Source organism: Paenibacillus sp. MB22_1 (assembly GCF_047200555.1).
Lineage (GTDB): Bacteria > Bacillota > Bacilli > Paenibacillales > Paenibacillaceae > Fontibacillus > Fontibacillus phoenicis.
Genome location: NZ_JBLADV010000002.1, coordinates 1,803,667 through 1,818,194, shown reverse-complemented (window position 1 = coordinate 1,818,194; position 14,528 = coordinate 1,803,667). Strand labels below are relative to the sequence as shown.

Below are 14,528 nucleotides of genomic sequence, written 5' to 3'. Positions count from 1 at the left end.
CCCCCTTCCCATTTATGGAAAATGAGATATAATACCTGAATCCGTGACGCTTTGTATTGCTCGATTGAAAATCTGGTTGTTATTGTAAAATGTGCGATTTTTGACGCTGACAAACTGTTTAATGAGATCGCACTCTGATGGAGCGCATGATCAAACAGACCTTGGCTGACAAGGCCTTATTGACCCCTATAACATTCCATCCTGTCAGGTAAAGGCACAGTAAATACGACGGATAACGGGAAACCACGGACTGTTGCAGCCGAAATTGAATCGAATACCTCGCGCATGTCGAACCAATCTTGCCGCCATGTAAATAATATTCTGGATAACCGTACGAATACGGCGACGCTGCACGTTGTTTCGAATCGGCGAGTCATGCTCACGCAGACTCTCCTGGCCGATGATTCGAAGAAGGTTATAGGCAAACAAGCCGGCATGCAGTACGAGATCATTCGTTGCGAATTTTCCTGCAGGCAGACGCTCCAAATCCAAATCGGTTTTGATTTCGCTGTGGAATTGCTCACTTGTCCCATGATCGCGGTAAAGCTCAATCACTCGTGACGGGGCACAGCGAAGCGACGTCCAATAGACGCTCACTTCAATTTCCGGGAACAGCAACACTTGTCCATCCCGATCAATCGTTCGATGAATGACGTGGAACACTTGGCGAAGGGGGCGGTCGAATCCCTTTTCGCGAAATTCTATCGCGCCGATATATTCGACTTTTCCTTCGCGCTGCTGGCAGGCGATTCCCGTCGTTTCCGCAATGCGCAGCCACATTTCCTTCGGTTCTCTGCGGAGATTGGCCTTGATGATATAGTCGGCTTTCTCGCGATGACAAACATGCAAATTTTCGGCGCTGTCGTTTCCAGCGTCCATGCGAATGAGCAGCGGCAGGTCCGTTGCACGTTTGGCGTATGCGATGCTCTGTTCTAAAAATGCGGCTGTTCCCTTCTGGCAATGCACACTGCCCTCACGCAGTTCCACATTAACGCCATAGCCTTCTTGGCCCAGGTAGGCAAAGATGGGAGCATAGCCGTCAGTCCCTTTGTAAGTACGAGATACGCCTTCTTTCTTTGTGCCGGAATTGTCGAAAGGAGATACGTCGATATCCAGCGGCGCATAAGCCTTTTCACCTGCTGTCAGCCCTGTTAATGGAGCCTTTACCTTGCGAATGAGATCAGCGGATTCCTCAAGTAAAATCCGGTTCCATTCCGGCGTCTGTGCTGCGGCGTCAAGACGCTGGCGAAGAGTCGGGCTGGAGGGGACTTTTTGGAGCTGAAGGCAGATTGTGAATACATCGTCTTTTCGAAACGGCTCAATATGGTCAAAGTCGCTCTTGCCTTGGCAGAGCAGGCCCAGATAGCTCTTCATGACATCGGCGTGGGAATGAATCGGTGTTTTCATACTTTTGATCTTTGTATGATTCAGGCGCTTTCTAAGTCCAGTATGCGCAAGCAAAGCGCCAACGGTTGCAAGACCGGCGTGAGTAGAGAGAATTAACTCTTTCGAGCGGACAAATTGGATCTTCATAGAGCACCTCTCAGGTGAAATTGGAAAAGTTATGATTTTCTTTTAATTTCTTTACCGGAGGTGCTTTTTCCTTCAATTATCTTTAATTTTCAAAGAACCTTTATCACGGATTCAGGTATAATAAGCATAAGTATTAGTTCGTTATAACGAACATTTCAACGAATAGCGATAGCTTTCGGCACGAATTGAACGCCTCCCTCAGTCTGAGAGGGCTACATCGCAAGGAAGGGAAAGGATGGGGACGATTGAAAAGGGTGAGGTATCGGAGCTTCCGCAAATACGCCGCGGCCATTTACGCTGCGTCCATCCTCGTCGGGGTGGTATGGCATGCAGGACAGGCCAGCGCCGCAGATACCTTGAAGCTGCGGATCGGAACGGAGCTCAGCAGCGAGCTGCCGATGACCAATTTAAAGCCCGGAGACCGGGTTGAACGGACGTTTACGGTCGCGAATGACGGCAGCATCGCTTTTGATTACAAGGTGCGGACGCGTTTTGTCTCGGGGGACACCGAGTTCTTCGATGTCCTTCAGCTGACGGTAAAGGACGGGGACACCGTGATTTATGACGGCGCGCTGCATCTGCAGCAACAAGAAATCGCGTTAGGACGGCTTGCAGCCGGTGGAGAGAACGAGCTGGATTTAAGCGTGAAATTCCCGGAAGAGGCCGGCAACGAATATCAAGGCAAAGCAGCAACGATCGCGTTCGCCTTCTCCGCCTATGCCGAGGAGCCTTCCAACGGCGGGGGCGGCGGTTCCAATCCGCCGGGCGAGGGGCCGAATCAGCCCAATGATCCAACGCCGGGGAATAACGGTAATCCTCCAAACAACCCTGGAACGAATCCGGGCCAACCCACCGAGGAGCCTTCGGGCACCCCTTCAGGGGAGGAGCCTGATCCTTCCACGCCGGAGCAACCGGAAAATCCCGCTCTGCCGCAGCCTCAGCCACAGCCGGAGGAGTCACCTCAACCGCAGCCGCCGGCCGATCCAGGGCCAGGACCAGGCGATGGCGGGTCAGGCATGATCGAGGAGCTGCCGCAAACGGCGAATCCGTGGTATAACCTGATTCTGATCAGCTTGTTTGCTACGGTCGGCACCGGCATGTTCCTCCGCAAGTCAAGACGGGAGTAACCGATGCGACGCAAACGTTCATTATTACGAATGTCCGCATGGCTGGTATTTTCCTGCTCCTTGGTTGTATTGGCGTACTCCATCTATCAGGTGATCCAGGCCCCGCTGGAAGCGCAGCAAGCCTTGCGGCAATGGGATGAACTGCAGCGGGAAACGGACAGCGAACGCGCGGTGCGGTCAGCGGACGAAAACCCGCTGTCCCCGGCCTTGGCCAGCAAGCTCCAGCAGACCGGCGGCGACGGAAAGGCCGCCGCGCCTGCGCGGATCGCCGAGGATGGCGAGCTTCTCGGCAAGATCGCCTTTCCTTCTCTCGATCAGCGCTATGCGATCCTGGAGGGAACGGGGAACGGCCCCCTCAAACTGGGGGTCGGGCATGTAACTGGCACCCCGCTCCCAGGAGAAGACGGCAACAGCGTCCTCGCCGGCCATCGGGATACCGTCTTCCGCAACATCGGCAAGCTGAAGGCAGGGGATCGGATCGAGGTAGAGACCGCCGCCGGTAACTTTATCTATGAAGTGACGGGCCGGAGAATCGTCGATGAGGACGATGCCAATGCGGTGCAAGCCTCCACCGAACCGCTGCTGACGTTGATTACCTGCTACCCGTTTACCTACGTCGGGCCAGCCCCGGAACGATTGCTGCTGACGGCAAAATTAATAGAAGAAGCGCCGGATTCCTGACCGGCGCTTCTTCTATTAGGTCTGGCGGCTCTTACACCACCGCTGGGATGTCCATCCACTCCACGCCGTTGCCGTTTTGCCGCAGCAGTTCGGCGGTTTCCACCAGCTTCTCGCCCCGGTGGCAGGAGATGATCAGATAGTCGGTATCGGTCGTCCCCGCCTCCAGCTCGATTTCCAGCAGTCGGATCATCGAGACGGTTTTGTCCAGCACCATCCGGGCCAGCGTCTCAAGCAGCAAGGTGAACTGGTCGGCGGAGGCATACGGTGTGATCCGGATCGTCTCCCTTGGCCCGTCCGCCAGGCACGCATTGCAGGCGAAGCCCGCCGCCAGGCCGCTGCGGAGCGCATGCTCGGCCACGGTCGCTGCGTAACGGATCCCCAGCTCGATGCGCTCCGGTTCGATGACCGTCTTCCACATCGAATCGCTGGTCTCCAGGTTCAGGCAAATCATCATCCGATGGTCGGCCGTGTAATCGCGTTGATGCACCTGCAGCTCGCCGGTGCGGGCCGTCGCCTTCCAGTTGATGCTGCTAAGCGGGTCGCCGGCCCGGTACTCGCGGGTGCCCGCTGTCAGGAACGGATCCTCCACGATCCAACGCCGGACGGGCAGCTCCCCCAGCCAGCTGTGATTAGGCAACGGCAGCTCCTGCAGCTCCAGAATTCGCGGGTACACCAGCAGTTCGAGGTCCAGCGGGAACCGCTTGACCTCGGCGTTCATCCCAAACGGATCGCCCGTCGTCATCGTGGCCGATTCCAGCCGATACCATCCCCGGCGCGAGCAGATTACTTGGTGGCTCCGGGTGATTTGCCGGTACGGCCGCAGGTGGAATAAGCTGCTGTGGTTCTGATAGATCTCGCCGGCATGGATATTCAAGTTGCTCTGCCGCCCAAACGTCAGGCCGGCAGCGATGCTGGATTCGAGCCGAAGCCACGGCAACGGCAGCAGCTTGGCGTTCGCGATCACCTCGACCATTTCGACGGTATCCCCTTCAAACACCGCCCGTTCCGTAAAATAACGCCGATAACGGATCCCCTTCAACGCTCGCCAGCGATAAACAAGCGCCAACGACACGATGATTCCTACGGCGCTGATAAGGAGCCATGGCAGCAGCATCGGTCAGTCCCCCTGCTTGCCCTGTGCCGCCAGCACCGTTTCAGCCGGGACCTCCACCTGCTCCAGCGCCTGACGCACCACCTCGGCACCGGGATTGTCCGCACCGCGCAAGCTGTGGCGCAGGATCAGTCGATGCGCCAGCACCGGCACGGCCACCGCCTTGATGTCGTCCGGCGTCACGTAATCTCGGCCTCGAACCAATGCAAAGCCTTGCGAGGCGCGCAGCAGGCTCATGCTCGCCCGCGGGCTCGCGCCCAGCTTGACCTCCGGATGCTTGCGGGTTGCCTCGGTGATCGCCACGATATAAGCGAGCAGGTCCTCCGCCGCGCGGACGGACTGCGCGAACCGCTGCGCTTCCGCCACTTCCGCAGCCGAGGCGGCCGGAAGGAGCTCCGCCAGCGGCTGGTGCTCCTTGAAGCGCCGAAGGATGGACACGCCCTCGTCGGATGTCGGATATCCCATGGCAATCCGCATCAGGAAGCGGTCCAATTGGGCTTCCGGCAGCGGGAACGTTCCCTGCTGATCGACCGGGTTCTGCGTAGCCATGACGAAAAACGGCGCCGCCAGCTCATGCGTCACTCCGTCGATCGTCACCTGCCGTTCCTCCATGCACTCCAGCAAGCTGGACTGCGTCCGCGGCGTCGCCCGGTTAATTTCGTCCGCCAGCAGCACATGAGTGAACACCGGCCCGGAACGGAACTCGAAATCGCCGGTCTTCTGATTATAGAAATTTATGCCGCTCAAATCGGATGGCAGCAGGTCCGGTGTAAATTGGATGCGCTTAAACTCGCCGCCAAGCGATTTCGCCAGCGCTTTAGCCAGCAGCGTTTTTCCGGTCCCCGGCACATCCTCCAGCAGCACATGCCCGTTCCCGAGCAACGCGGCGAGCAACAAATCCACCACGTTCTCCTTCCCAACCACCACCTCGCCGATATTGCGGCGAATCCGCCCGATAATCTCTACCGCTTCCCGCAGTTCCATAGGAAAAACCACCTTCATCGCAAAATTAGTCGTGCGTTGTTACCGCTTTCCAAATGCTATAACCCAAAGCAAAGCCCTTATACCCGCAGCCACTCGCTTAAATCCACCACCGAACGCATGGCGTATTCCTGCCGGACCGGCACACCGTCTTCGAGCACGATCAGACAAGGGACGCTGGCGATCCGCCACAGTTCCCGCAGGATCGGGGTATAGTTGATGTTCAGCTTGGACACCGGAATGCAGGGGCCGGACGCCAGGACGATCTCCAGCATTTTTTCCGCCAGTTGGCAGGTCCCGCAAAGAGCCGTAACGAAAAATAAAGCCTCCCTGCCGGCTTCCTTCCCCTTCTGCGCTGTCTCCCTTCTCTTCTCCGCTTGCATCAGCCATTCCTGCTCAGTGATTTCGCGTAAGCTCACGGGTCCCCATCTCCTGTCTCTTTGTCTCTGTATCCCTTTAACGCAACTCTTACCTCTTATCATAGCATAGGAAAACGCACACATTGGTGCAGGGTGAAGTCCGTTCACTGGACTTTGTACTCCGTGTAGCTCATAATAGTGACAACTATTGTCGTAATTAAAAAACAAGAATGGAGCATCAACCTCATGTCCAAATCGAAACGGCTCATGGAGCTGATGATGACTGTAAACCGTAAACGTAGGTTCACCGTCAAGGAACTGGCCCAAGAATTCGGCGTCTCCTCCCGCACGATCCTTCGGGACCTGCAGGAGCTTAGCGAGCTTGGCGTGCCCCTGTATTCCGAGGTTGGGCCGCATGGCGGGTACCAGGTGCTAAACGAGCGGGTCCTGCCGCCGATCGCGTTCACCGAAGAGGAGGCGGTGTCGATCTTCTTCGCCAGCCACGCGCTGCGCCACTACAAATTTCTTCCGTTTGAAACGGAAGCTTCTTCGGCGCTTGGCAAGTTCTATCACTATATGTCCAGCGACGTTCGGGACCGCATCGACCAGATGAAAAACCGGGTCGACTTCGTGACCCCAACGCGACAATCGGCTTTTCCGTATTTAGGCTTGCTGCTGGAAGGAGCTATACAGCAGCAAGTCCTTCGCATCAACTACGAATCGCGCCGCAGCGTCTCTACCTGCCGCCAGATCCAGCCGGTCGGCATTTTTGCCAGCGGCGGCTTATGGTATTGCCCGGCCTACTGCTTTGAGCGCCGCGATTTCCGCTTGTTCCGCTGCGACCGTATCACCTCGGCTGAGGCGGCCGTGGGTCCCGACGCACCAGAACCGCTCGACCTGCGCGATGTCCATCTCGGCAACTGGGAAGAGCACCTCGGCCGCAAGCCGGCTCTGCTGGACTGCCTGGTCGAGCTCACCCCGCTGGGCGTCGAGGCCTGCGAAGGCCAGCTCGTCCGCCGACGCCTGAAGCTGCACGTCCGTGAGGACGGCTCCGGCCTCGACCGTTATTTTTTCGCAAATCCTTGCTTGTTCAAATAGTCCATCATTTGAGGGAGTGTACTTCTCTGGAGATGTTCTTGGATATGGTCACTCCATCCTTTGACTTTTTTCTCGGTGAAGGGAGGCGTAACCGGACGGTTCTCATAATACTTCAACATGGCTTCATCATAGACGGCTAATTTCTCTCGATCCAGTGGTTGATACTCATTTTCTAGCAAGACCATGGATTGAGGCAGCCGCGGCTTCATCCCAGGTTTCTCTCCTGCCGGGGTACCCAAGCATAACCCCACCAAAGGGATCACATACTTTGGTAATTGCAACTGGTCAGATAATTCGTCGATATTCGCTCGGACCCCCCCGATAAATACACCGCCAAGTCCCATGGATTCGGCTGCGGTTAAAGCATTTTGTGCCATCAGACCAGCGTCGAACGTACCGACCAACAGAAAATCAATATATTCAATATCCACCTCTGGGGCAATTTGATGATTCCGGTTGAAATCTGCACAGAAAATCCAAAACTCTGCGGCTTCTTCAATATAGGGTTGATTCATGCTGAGTTGCATCACTTTTTTTCGCAGATCCTGATCGGTGATTCGAATAATCGAAACGGTTTGAAGAAGACTGGAAGATGAAGTTTGACTGGCTGCTTTAAAGATGGCTTCCAGCTGTTCTTCGGTTATAGGTGTATTGGTAAAAGATCGCACAGATGCATGATTCTGAAGCAATGAAATGGTTTCATTCATGTAATCCTTCTCCACATGTATTTGATACAATAAACTAAACATTGGCCAATGTTGTTCTGTCCCAGGACATTGACATTATCATAAAATGTTTCGCTACATCCGCAAAGAGGGCAATAAAAATGCACATAGTACAACTTTTTGTACCTTTAGGGGGAATACAATGAGGGTCTGCAGTGAAGGATTTGATGAAGCGTTTATCGATGAAAACAGGGATATGTACGCGATATCCTTTACCCAATATATACTTTCCGGACGTTGGAAACACTTTATTTTATGGTATCTAAGAGAAGGACCTCGTCGCTATTCGGATATCAAAAAATATCTTGGCGGTTTATCGCAAAGCTCTCTCACCAAGCAGCTTCGAGAGTTGGAGCAAGATGGAGTCATTCAACGTGAAGTTTATCCGGAAGTCCCTCCACGGGTAGAGTACTCGCTTACAGACAGGGGAAAAAAATTACTGCCGATCCTCGAGAAGATGGAAGCCTTCGGAAGAGAATACGGCGGCTAAAAACAAACCCGATCACAGATAAGAATCACTTAGCTACGATCGGGTTTTGTGTTTTACATCGACAGCGAACCCGCCGTCGCAATCTGATGGTACAATCCGTTCACATCCAGCGTGCCAAACACGTTGTTCTGATTGAACACCAACCGCTCCGCCTCCAGCTCCTCCAGCTGCGGTACCCGGCCATTTACGTAGTCCAATAGGCGGTCACGCGCCGACGCAGCGCGGCTGAGCACTCCCCCATAGCGGATGTCGAGTACTTCCCAGCCAAACGGCTTGTACGTTCCAAGCCACAGTTCCCGGTGCGCCACACGCAACTCGTCAACCCGGCGGCGCAGCTCCGGCAGCGTCTCGTCGGCGATCCGCCGTAGCCCATCCCGGTCCCCGGCGTCGTAAAGGCGCTTGATCGTCACGCCCAGCGTCGATTTTACGGACAGCGCGGCGGCAAGCTTTTCATAGAAGGCAAACATCGCGGTAAACGGTTCCGTCCATCCGCTTCCCTCTCCTGCAAGGTAACCCCGCCATTTCTCAGCAAGGCCGGCATAATAGTCCGGCAGCGTCCCTTCCATGCCTTCCACATGCTTGTCGAACAAGCCGATCAGCGGATCTTGCCAAAGCAGGAATTTCGACGGATTCGCGCCGTAATAGTTCCCCTCGTAGACCTCCGGCACTTCGTCCATCCCCTTCAACGCTTCGAGCGGTCCAAACAAATCAAGCCCCGTGCAGGCGGCCAGCCGCTTCTGCAGATGCTCGCCCGTCACCTCGCCGTCATGGTACCCGTATTCGGCAAACAGCTGCAGCCCCGGCAAAATTACGAAATGATTCGCCTCGTTCCCGTTGTCGCCCCACGCGGTCGCAAACACCTCGCGCAGGCCGCTCCGTTTGGCTGCCCGCAGCGCGGGGTGCATGGACGACCACGTTTTGCCGTGGTTCGGGGCCATCAGGTTCCACATATGGATGCCTCCCGCAAAAATCGGCTCCGACCCAAGCAGCCGGTGCTTATCAAACACCTCTTTGTACGCGTTCTCGTCCGTCCCCCAGTAGTTCCAGTAAACGAACCGGAGGCCTTTCGGGATTTTGGCCATATTTTCCTCAGAAAAATCCGCCTCCATGTTATACAACCCGCCCTGCACGTCGTTCGACAGCAGGTTGAAATACATGTCGCTCCAGATCATCGGCTCCAGCCCCAGCTTCCCGGTGATCTCCATCACCCGCCCGACATGCTCGTTCATGACCTCGAATCGGTCGCGGAAGCCGTTGTCCCGCAAATACCGGCCAAGTCCCACCTGAAACGCTTCATCCATGCCGATATGGATCCGCTTTGACCGGAACGGCGCCGATGCCGCCCGAATCGCCTGCTCCAGGAATTCGTACGTTGCCGGCGCACCCGGCAGCACGATGTCCGGATGGTCGCGCAGCGGCTCCGCATACTGCCATTTCAGCGCATGAAATAAATGCCCCAGCGTCTGAATGCACGGGATCATCTCGATGCCAAACAACGCCGCGTAATCGTCGCATTCCCGCAATTCCTCCGCAGTGTACCGTCCCCGCATATACCCGAAGTAAGGAAGTTCCGGCACTTCGTACGTGTCCTCGGTGTACATCATCAGCCCGTTCAGTCCCATGACCGCCATATAGCGCAGCATCTGCTTGATCGCATCCACCCGCATCACCGCATTGCGCGACGCGTCCAGCATCGCCCCGTTGTAATCGAAGCTCGGCCGCTCAGTTAGATCAAATGACTCTTTCGTCTTGGCATGCTCCACAAACAACCCCAACGCGCGGAAAAAATGAATCTTCTCCACATATTCAATCCGACCTTTCCCGCCGCTCAGCGAGACCCGCAACTGTCCTGCATCTGGAGACAAGCGCACAACTTCCACCGGTAATCCCGAAGGGTCCATTTGGAATCCGAGCTGGGCCTCCAATTCTTTTACGCCATGAACTAATCCCTCGTCCCATCCTTGAAAAAAAAAGCTTCATCCCGTGAACCTCCTCATATAGTGTAAACCCCTGCGCCCAGAGACTCACTGTCCGCCTTCGCGACGATAACTCCGCGGCGAACATCCGGTAATTCGCTTGAACACGCGCGAAAAATAAAACGTATCCTGATACCCCAGCGATTCGCCGATTTCCTTGACGCTTTTCTCCGTGTTCATCAGGACGTTCTTGGCCTCGGCCACCTTCAGTCGGTGAATGAATTCATTCAGCGGATAACCCGAATATTCGTGCACGATCCGCCGCAACGTCGACATCGAAATATGATGCCGCGCCGCCAGCTCCTCCGGCGTTGGACCGGCATACAGCGAAGCGGCAATGTCCTCGATGACCTTCATCACGAACCGACCCCGGTTTCCGGCTTCCGCCTGATCCGCCTGCGACACCAGCTCGTACAGGAACGACTCCAGCATTAGAGAAGCTCGGTCGAGATTGCTCGGCACACCGCTGTCGATCAACATGAACATGAGCTCCATCCGGTTAATGAGGGAGTCGTCGATCGTTGCTTTTTTGACCTGGTCGGGGTGTTGCAGCCAGCTGCCAAGCCATTCCTCCACCCTTGAGCCTTCCACCGTGAAATAATACTCGTCCCAATGCCCTTCCGCGTGTGGACCATACTGAAACGTTTCGTCCGGATACAGGCAAAACCAGGATCCTGCCGTAACCTCCTGCCTTTCCGCGTTGCCGGCCTGGTAATACCCGCTCCCGCCCGTGATCACCACAAACGCCCAATACCGAAACTTTGCGTCTGCACGCTGCATCGTGCGCCCGGGCAGATGACCGGCGTTAACGACGGATAACGATTGGATTTTGCGCCGGCTCGCATCCACCGCGGGATTAAACAAACGAATCGGCTCAGGACTGATCATATAATCCAGATATTTTGTCATCCTGAACATTCTCCCTTTTAAATCGCTGTGCTAAATTAGGGGTGCCTAAACATAGATTTGAATAAATAAAACATATCCTAGCGAATGAATGCTCTCATTGTAGCAAACTCGCGCGGAGAACGAAAGGGTGCACTTGCGAAAAATGAGCCAACTGAACATCGGCCTGGTCGGCACAGGTTCCATTTCCGAGTCCCATCTGCAAGCCTACCGTGCCAACCCGCGGGCCAAGTTGCTCGCCATCTGTGACGTGAACGAGGAACGGGCTCGGAGCATGGCAAGCAAATACGACATCCCGCACTTTTACACGGATTACCGCGAGATGTTCGCCAATCCGGAAGTCCAGGCAGTCAGCATCTGCACCTGGAACAACACCCACGCCCCGATTAGTATCGCCGCTTTGGAAGCCGGCAAGCAGGTTCTCTGTGAGAAGCCGCTCTGCATCACGGTGGACGAGGCTCTGCAAGTACAACAAGCCGTCGAGCGGACCGGTAACCTGCTGCAGGTCGGTTATGTACGGCGGCACGCCTCCAACATCGCGGTGCTGAAGAAATTTATCGATGCCGGAGACCTCGGCGAGATTTATTATGCCAAAGCAAGCCTCTTGCGTCGGCTTGGCAATCCCGGCGGCTGGTTCGCCGACAAGTCGCGCTCCGGCGGCGGCCCGCTGATCGACATTGGCGTGCACGCCATCGATCTGTGCTGGTACCTGATGGGCCGGCCGAAAGTCAAATCGGTGAGCGGCAACACCTATGCGAAACTGGGGAATCGTTCGAACATCGAGAACTACTCGTTTTACCAAGCCGCGGACTATGATGCCTCCCTCAACACGGTTGAGGATATGGCCAATGCGTTAATCCGCTTCGAGAACGGCGCGTCGCTCATCGTGGACGTCAGCTTCTCCTTGCATGCCAAGCAAAATTCAGCGCTGATCAACATCTATGGCGACAAGGGCGGCGCCGAAATTGAACCGACGTTGTCGATGGTGACCGAGCGCCACAACACGATCGTGAATATCGAACCGCAGATCACTGCGCCAGGCTTTGACTTTAGCGGAGCCTTCCAGAATGAAATCAACCACTTTGTAGCCAGCTGCCTAGATGGTGTCCCGCCGATCAGCCCAGTGGAGGACGGCGTGGAGATGATCAAAATCCTGAACGCGATATACGATTCGGCCGCCGAAGGCCGTGAAATTCATTTTTAATCTTATGAAGCCCAAGGAGGCGTGAGCACGATGAAGCTAAATAACAAAATTGGCATTATCGTTGACAGCTTTGGCGTAGGCGTGAAGGAAGGCTTAAAGAAAGCGAAAGAAGCCGGAGCCGACGGCGTACAGATTTATGCCGTTTCCGGCGAGATGGATCCGGAGGTTCTAACTGGGCCAAAGCGCAAAGAACTGCGCGATTACATCAACAGCCTGGGGCTTGAAATCTCCGCCTTATGCGGCGACCTGGCCGGCCATGGATTTCAGGATGCCGCCGCCAACCCAGCCAAAATCGAAAAGTCCAAGCGAATTCTCGATCTGGCGGTTGAGCTGGGCACCAACGTGGTGACCACGCATATCGGCATCGTGCCGGAGGACACCAACAGCCCAATTTACGCGGCGATGCAGCAGGCTTGTGAGGAGCTGGGCGTGTATGCGAAGAGCCTGAACGCTTATTTTGCCATCGAGACCGGACCTGAACCAGCTGCCCATCTAAAAAGCTTCCTGGACACCCTCAGCACCAACGGTGTCTCCGTCAACTTCGACCCGGCCAACATGGTGATGGTCACCGGGGATGACCCGGTTCAAGGCGTCAAGATCCTGAAAGACTACATCGTCCATACGCACGTCAAGGACGGCGTTCGCCACCGCACGGTGGATCCGCGCGACGTGTACGGCTTCCTCGGCTACGATGCGATGAGCCACGAGAAAATCGCCGATATGGCCGCCTCCGGTGCGGGCTTCGAGGAGGTGCCGCTGGGCAAGGGCAGCGTCGACTTCCCGGCGTATTTCGCCGCCCTGCAAGAAATCGGCTACACCGGCTACCTGACGATCGAACGCGAAGTCGGCGACAACCCGGAGGAGGATATCCGTCAGGCGGTGAAGTTTATTCAGTCGTTCCGGGGATAAGTTGGTTGCCGCAACATAGAGAGCAGCCGGTCTCACCGCTGTACGCAACGGACCCTAATGACCTTATTGGCCACTTTTCTGGCAATTCCCCGCTGTAACGGACTCCAGCGACCTTATTAGGCCCAGCGTTAGGCGATTTGATCGGATTTAGCCAAAATAAGGTCTCCTCAGTCCGTTAAATAAATTCATCGCCCCAAAACGGGCAAATAACGCTTCTGGAGTCCGTTAGCTTGGAACTATCACTAAAGGAGATGGACCTTTCATGAAACTGGGAGTCAGTTCATACAGCCTCTATCAAGCGATGCAGGCCGGATCGATGACGCTGCTGGAGGTCATCGATTGGGTCGCCGACATCGGCGGCGAGCATATCGAAATCGTGCCGCTGGGGTTTAACTTCAACGACGATCCGGGTCTCATCGAGCGGATCCGCGAGCGCGCGGTACAGGCCGGCATCGTCGTGTCCAACTATGCGATCGGCGCCAACTTCATCGTCGACTCGGAAGAGGCTTATGCGGCAGAGATCGCCCGCGTCAAACGCGAGGTCGACCATGCCCATGCGCTTGGCGTCAAGCTGATGCGGCATGACGTCGCCTCCCGGCAGGACACCTCGATTATCCGGTTCCAGGAGGACCTGCCGCGGATCGCGAACGCCTGCCGGGAAATCGCCGATTACGCCGCGCAGTACGGCATCACAACCAGCCTGGAAAACCATGGCTACTACGTGCAGGCCACTGACCGGGTGCAAGCGGTGATCCATGCCGTCGACCGGCCAAACTACAAGACGACGCTTGACGTCGGCAACTTCGTTTGCGTTGATGAGAACCCCGTCGTCGCCGTGAAAAAGAACATCGGCTACGCCTCAATGGTCCACGTCAAGGACTTCTACATCCGGCCCGAAAACCGCGACCCCGGCGCCGGCTGGTTCCGCAGCTCGGGCGGCCAGTACCTGCGCGGCGCCATCGCCGGCCAGGGCGATCTCGACCTGTGGGAGATCCTGCGCATCGTGAAGGCTTCCGGCTACGACGGCTACCTCTCCATTGAATACGAAGGCATGGAGGACTGCCGCCAAGGCACCCGCATCGCCTTCGACAACGTCCGGCGCATCTGGGACGAGGTATAGGCTCAACTCGAACTCCCCGGACACATCGCTCGATTTCGTATACAGTGTTGTGTCAGTAAGGTGAGGTATACTTTGGTATGCCTCATTTTTTATTAGTTTGTTTATGCTGGAGGGTGTAGCCCCTTGCTGTTCGGGAGCTTTTGCATGATTATCCCATTGAATCAGGTGACCACCTAGAGATCAACCATGGCCACTTCTAGCTCACCTTCTCTTGCCACCACCATCCCCATCCCCATCGCCCACACTCTCGCCTTTTCCCTGATCCCTTACCTCATCCATTACTTCATCCCTAATCTCATCCCTAACCA

Annotated in this window: 14 protein-coding genes; 7 read left to right on the top strand and 7 right to left on the bottom strand. The window is 55.8% G+C overall.

Going from position 1 to position 14,528, the window contains the following annotated elements; translation table 11 throughout:
- Positions 1-204 precede the first annotated feature (204 nt).
- Positions 205-1,533 (bottom strand): IS1380 family transposase, encoded by a 1,329-nt coding sequence (locus ACL02P_RS20175; protein ID WP_009227150.1) that lies wholly within the window; start codon positions 1,531-1,533, stop codon positions 205-207.
- Positions 1,534-1,778: 245 nt separating this feature from the next.
- On the opposite strand from ACL02P_RS20175, the gene ACL02P_RS20170 reads away from it, so the two are divergent.
- Both ACL02P_RS20170 and ACL02P_RS20165 read left to right on the top strand, forming a co-directional pair.
- On the top strand, positions 1,779-2,660 hold the full coding sequence (locus ACL02P_RS20170) for a hypothetical protein (RefSeq protein WP_412837967.1): 882 nt from the start codon (positions 1,779-1,781) through the stop codon (positions 2,658-2,660).
- A 3-nt stretch (positions 2,661-2,663) separates the two neighbouring features.
- Positions 2,664-3,341 carry a sortase gene (locus tag ACL02P_RS20165; protein ID WP_009223917.1) on the top strand — a complete coding sequence of 226 codons (678 nt, stop codon included), beginning with the start codon at positions 2,664-2,666 and terminating at the stop codon, positions 3,339-3,341.
- 31 nt (positions 3,342-3,372) lie between these two features.
- On the opposite strand, the gene ACL02P_RS20160 is transcribed toward ACL02P_RS20165, so the two are convergent.
- The 3 genes from ACL02P_RS20160 to ACL02P_RS20150 form a co-directional block, all read right to left on the bottom strand.
- Entirely contained in the window at positions 3,373-4,455 is a 1,083-nt protein-coding gene (locus ACL02P_RS20160; protein ID WP_412837966.1) for a DUF58 domain-containing protein, read from the bottom strand.
- Between the two features lie 3 nt (positions 4,456-4,458).
- On the bottom strand, positions 4,459-5,436 hold the full coding sequence (locus tag ACL02P_RS20155; protein ID WP_323078800.1) for an AAA family ATPase: 978 nt from the start codon (positions 5,434-5,436) through the stop codon (positions 4,459-4,461).
- A gap of 77 nt (positions 5,437-5,513) precedes the next feature.
- Positions 5,514-5,852 (bottom strand): thioredoxin family protein, encoded by a 339-nt coding sequence (locus tag ACL02P_RS20150; protein WP_311202263.1) that lies wholly within the window; start codon positions 5,850-5,852, stop codon positions 5,514-5,516.
- Positions 5,853-6,038: 186 nt separating this feature from the next.
- On the opposite strand from ACL02P_RS20150, the gene ACL02P_RS20145 reads away from it, so the two are divergent.
- Entirely contained in the window at positions 6,039-6,890 is an 852-nt protein-coding gene (locus ACL02P_RS20145; protein ID WP_412837965.1) for a helix-turn-helix transcriptional regulator, read from the top strand.
- On the opposite strand, the gene nfsA is transcribed toward ACL02P_RS20145, so the two are convergent.
- Entirely contained in the window at positions 6,857-7,597 is a 741-nt protein-coding gene (gene nfsA / locus ACL02P_RS20140; RefSeq protein ID WP_036644403.1) for an oxygen-insensitive NADPH nitroreductase, read from the bottom strand. The two genes, ACL02P_RS20145 and nfsA, sit on opposite strands and share 34 nt — an antisense overlap.
- A 160-nt stretch (positions 7,598-7,757) precedes the next feature.
- Here nfsA and ACL02P_RS20135 point away from each other — a divergent pair, with 160 nt between their 5' ends.
- Complete coding sequence (locus ACL02P_RS20135) at positions 7,758-8,105, top strand: winged helix-turn-helix transcriptional regulator (RefSeq protein WP_311202264.1); 348 nt, start codon at positions 7,758-7,760, stop codon at positions 8,103-8,105.
- 53 nt (positions 8,106-8,158) lie between these two features.
- On the opposite strand, the gene ACL02P_RS20130 is transcribed toward ACL02P_RS20135, so the two are convergent.
- Both ACL02P_RS20130 and ACL02P_RS20125 read right to left on the bottom strand, forming a co-directional pair.
- Positions 8,159-9,976 carry a beta-N-acetylhexosaminidase gene (locus ACL02P_RS20130; RefSeq protein WP_412838270.1) on the bottom strand — a complete coding sequence of 606 codons (1,818 nt, stop codon included), beginning with the start codon at positions 9,974-9,976 and terminating at the stop codon, positions 8,159-8,161.
- A 153-nt stretch (positions 9,977-10,129) separates the two neighbouring features.
- Complete coding sequence (locus ACL02P_RS20125) at positions 10,130-10,990, bottom strand: helix-turn-helix domain-containing protein (protein WP_009223909.1); 861 nt, start codon at positions 10,988-10,990, stop codon at positions 10,130-10,132.
- Positions 10,991-11,132: 142 nt separating this feature from the next.
- On the opposite strand from ACL02P_RS20125, the gene ACL02P_RS20120 reads away from it, so the two are divergent.
- The 3 genes from ACL02P_RS20120 to ACL02P_RS20110 all read left to right on the top strand — a co-directional run bounded on the left by ACL02P_RS20120 (position 11,133) and on the right by ACL02P_RS20110 (position 14,220).
- Positions 11,133-12,191, top strand: a complete 1,059-nt coding sequence (locus tag ACL02P_RS20120; protein WP_412837964.1) for a Gfo/Idh/MocA family protein — start codon at positions 11,133-11,135, stop codon at positions 12,189-12,191.
- A gap of 30 nt (positions 12,192-12,221) precedes the next feature.
- Positions 12,222-13,100 (top strand): sugar phosphate isomerase/epimerase family protein, encoded by an 879-nt coding sequence (locus ACL02P_RS20115; RefSeq protein WP_412837963.1) that lies wholly within the window; start codon positions 12,222-12,224, stop codon positions 13,098-13,100.
- Positions 13,101-13,362: 262 nt separating this feature from the next.
- Positions 13,363-14,220, top strand: a complete 858-nt coding sequence (locus ACL02P_RS20110; protein WP_009223906.1) for a sugar phosphate isomerase/epimerase family protein — start codon at positions 13,363-13,365, stop codon at positions 14,218-14,220.
- Positions 14,221-14,528: the final 308 nt, after the last annotated feature.

Excerpts from the sequence above, each read along its gene's own strand:
- ACL02P_RS20175 (WP_009227150.1), bottom strand. The coding sequence starts at position 1,533 with ATGAAGATCCAATTTGTCCGCTCGAAAGAGTTAATTCTCTCTACTCAC.
- ACL02P_RS20165 (WP_009223917.1), top strand. The coding sequence starts at position 2,664 with ATGCGACGCAAACGTTCATTATTACGAATGTCCGCATGGCTGGTATTT.
- ACL02P_RS20160 (WP_412837966.1), bottom strand. The coding sequence starts at position 4,455 with ATGCTGCTGCCATGGCTCCTTATCAGCGCCGTAGGAATCATCGTGTCG.
- ACL02P_RS20155 (WP_323078800.1), bottom strand. The coding sequence starts at position 5,436 with ATGGAACTGCGGGAAGCGGTAGAGATTATCGGGCGGATTCGCCGCAAT.
- ACL02P_RS20145 (WP_412837965.1), top strand. The coding sequence starts at position 6,039 with ATGTCCAAATCGAAACGGCTCATGGAGCTGATGATGACTGTAAACCGT.
- nfsA (WP_036644403.1), bottom strand. The coding sequence starts at position 7,597 with ATGAATGAAACCATTTCATTGCTTCAGAATCATGCATCTGTGCGATCT.
- ACL02P_RS20135 (WP_311202264.1), top strand. The coding sequence starts at position 7,758 with ATGAGGGTCTGCAGTGAAGGATTTGATGAAGCGTTTATCGATGAAAAC.
- ACL02P_RS20125 (WP_009223909.1), bottom strand. The coding sequence starts at position 10,990 with ATGACAAAATATCTGGATTATATGATCAGTCCTGAGCCGATTCGTTTG.
- ACL02P_RS20120 (WP_412837964.1), top strand. The coding sequence starts at position 11,133 with ATGAGCCAACTGAACATCGGCCTGGTCGGCACAGGTTCCATTTCCGAG.
- ACL02P_RS20115 (WP_412837963.1), top strand. The coding sequence starts at position 12,222 with ATGAAGCTAAATAACAAAATTGGCATTATCGTTGACAGCTTTGGCGTA.
- ACL02P_RS20110 (WP_009223906.1), top strand. The coding sequence starts at position 13,363 with ATGAAACTGGGAGTCAGTTCATACAGCCTCTATCAAGCGATGCAGGCC.